The following is a 2377-nucleotide window of genomic DNA, read 5'->3' on the forward strand; positions in this document are numbered from 1 at the left end:
TATTGGCATCACCATAAAAAGAACGGACGCTGGGATAAACAACTTCTTCTTCCGCGGCTGCATGGACACGGAGATCCTTATAAATTTGCCCAAAGTATTCTTGAATTTTTTGAGCATCATTGCTTTGCAAAAGTTCTGTAAACAAGGTATTCACCTTTGTATGATCCATGCGGATAATATCTTGGATATTCATATCCTGTTTATCAGAGGTTTGGGTAACAGCACTACCAACTACACCACTAATTGCAGAGATCGCATCTTGAACTCTTGACCAAATTCCTTGATCTGCATCTTGTCCAGTCAATTCCCGGACACCTAAAATTTCTAAAATTCCTTTCAGTTGTTCTTGATGGGCGCGGTTCTCAAAATTAATCGTATTTAAAGGTCCAATTGCTGTTATGACATCAGCGCCAACTCTCTGAGCGGCTTTATGAATTGTCAAACCATTCATTACTTGTTGATGTTTTAACAATTCATGCTGAAATACTTTTTCCCAAAAACTTAAGTCATCACTTTGCATGAATTGGCGGACAGTTTCTGCTACTTTCTGGACTGTTTGATCAGGTTTTTTTTGAATGCCATACTGAATGACTACAGTATCAAGAATTCCTTGATTTTTCCGGTCATCTTCTAGCATTTTCCGAAAATTATCTCTAATCTCATCATCAGTACAATCTCTCGCAAATTGTTCCTCATTATTAATGAGCAACTCTTGGAGTAATTTCATATCAGCCAATTTCACGGCAATAGCATTACGTTTGGTATCGTCTAAAGTGACTACCATTCTAGTGTTCTCCTCAAAAGGAATTTTTTTACTAAACTAAGATTGACATAGATGCTAGGTAGATTCCATCTTTCTTTTGAGCGATAACTATATAAACTGAAGATATAAAATCTGATTAAAAAATTTATCTTTGTGCTGTTAAATCTAACTTCCTTCTATTTAAAGATAGAGAAAATATTAATTCTTATTCCATCGCTAGATAGATAAAATCTAATGTTTAGTTTTCTCAAATAGAAAATAATATGCTGGCTAATTTCGACGGCTGAATCAAAGGAGATAAATCATGGATAGTACAGAACCAACTTCTACACCATTCCCGAATATTCCTCCAATTATTGAAAGTAATGATAGAGAATACCAAGATACTGGAGTACCTAGTACAGTAGCGATCGCTGGACATCCCTTACATCCTTTAAGTATCATTTTTCCTATCGCCTTCCTAGCAGCAGCATTGGGTAGTGATTTTGGTTACTGGTTAACTCGTGATTTCTTCTGGGCTAGGGCTTCTCTGTGGTTAATCGGATTAGGTTTAGTAACTGGTATCATCGCCTCAGTAATTGGCATGAGTGATTTTTTACAGATTGAACGAGTCCGTAAACGCGTTGCAGGTTGGACTCATCTGATTCTCAACCTTTCTATTCTCATCTTCACAACCTTAAACTTTATTTTGCGGTTCGGAGATGCTGAGTCACACATCCTCCCTTGGGGCTTGCTTCTTTCTCTGGTGGTGGGGACATTAACGAGTATTACTGGTTGGTTTGGAGCAGAACTTTCTTATCGTCATAAAATCGGCGTAGTAGGTGCTGGTAGTAAGAAATACCCCTAACCATCAATATGTTGATTTATTTAACTTCCGTAATTTGTAAGGTGTAAGGTAGATAATCATTTTTCTCGTAAGAACCAATCCAAATTTGGTATTTTCCTGGTAGCCATTCCCCCACAATACCGGGATTTTTGCCATCAAAATCATCATTACACCAAGTTCCACCAGGTCCTTTGATAATCATTGTCGTGTCAGCAGGACTTTGGACTACTAATTTCAAGTAATCAAATTTACTGATCAGATTCAGAGTGTGATCTGGAGCAAGATCCACAAATCCTTTACATGGACCGGTTGGTTGTGTTTCTTTTTTTCCAGCTATTTGGGTGGCTGGTATTGAACCACCACTCATCCCCCGCACTGTCAAAGGATCTGGGGAAAATGGATGTTTAATAGTCACATCTCCAAAAATCGGTGAGGCTGGTTGAGCATTAGCCACTGCTGGAATTCCGGCTGTAATGCTAAATGTAACTATAATTCCTGTAATAAACGCTGTTTTTGACATTGTAATTATAGAAGATTCCTAAATATCTAAATAAAGACATTAATCTAATATCCCAAGTTCCTTGCCAATCCAAATAAACTTTTTAGAAATTCTCCTGAAAAAGATATCGCCGCCGAGCTAAAGTACGTAAGTAGCGATAAATTAACCAAGCCAAAAGTCCTAGAAAAAGATAAAACAATATTTGTTTAATTATAAACCAAGAAGTTGCCTGTTCTAACAAAATCTCCCATCGCAAAGGCATAAGTTTTCTACTGAGAAGAAACAATCC

3 protein-coding genes and 1 pseudogene are annotated in these 2377 nt (G+C 37.3%); 1 reads left to right on the forward strand and 3 read right to left on the reverse strand.

Going from position 1 to position 2377, the window contains the following annotated elements; all coding sequences use genetic code 11:
- The coding region (locus FJR38_RS02190) for a hemerythrin domain-containing protein (RefSeq protein ID WP_168535150.1) at positions 1–784 on the reverse strand (784 nt) is incomplete at its 3' end.
- 283 nt (positions 785–1067) lie between these two features.
- On the opposite strand from FJR38_RS02190, the gene FJR38_RS02195 reads away from it, so the two are divergent.
- Positions 1068–1610 (forward strand): DUF2231 domain-containing protein, encoded by a 543-nt coding sequence (locus FJR38_RS02195; protein ID WP_168535152.1) that lies wholly within the window; start codon positions 1068–1070, stop codon positions 1608–1610.
- 16 nt (positions 1611–1626) lie between these two features.
- On the opposite strand, the gene FJR38_RS02200 is transcribed toward FJR38_RS02195, so the two are convergent.
- The gene (locus FJR38_RS02200; RefSeq protein ID WP_174763530.1) at positions 1627–2109 is read right to left on the reverse strand and encodes a hypothetical protein; all 483 of its coding nucleotides are present in this window, start codon (positions 2107–2109) and stop codon (positions 1627–1629) included.
- An 82-nt stretch (positions 2110–2191) separates the two neighbouring features.
- Positions 2192–2377 (reverse strand): annotated as a pseudogene (locus FJR38_RS28015) (PrsW family intramembrane metalloprotease); the annotation flags it as partial.

It is taken from the genome of Anabaena sp. UHCC 0253 (assembly GCF_009712085.1).
Taxonomy (GTDB): domain Bacteria; phylum Cyanobacteriota; class Cyanobacteriia; order Cyanobacteriales; family Nostocaceae; genus Dolichospermum.

Bases quoted from the DNA above. Each gene is read 5' to 3' on its own strand.
- FJR38_RS02200 (WP_174763530.1), bottom strand. From the start codon at position 2,109: ATGTCAAAAACAGCGTTTATTACAGGAATTATAGTTACATTTAGCATT.
- FJR38_RS02195 (WP_168535152.1), top strand. From the start codon at position 1,068: ATGGATAGTACAGAACCAACTTCTACACCATTCCCGAATATTCCTCCA.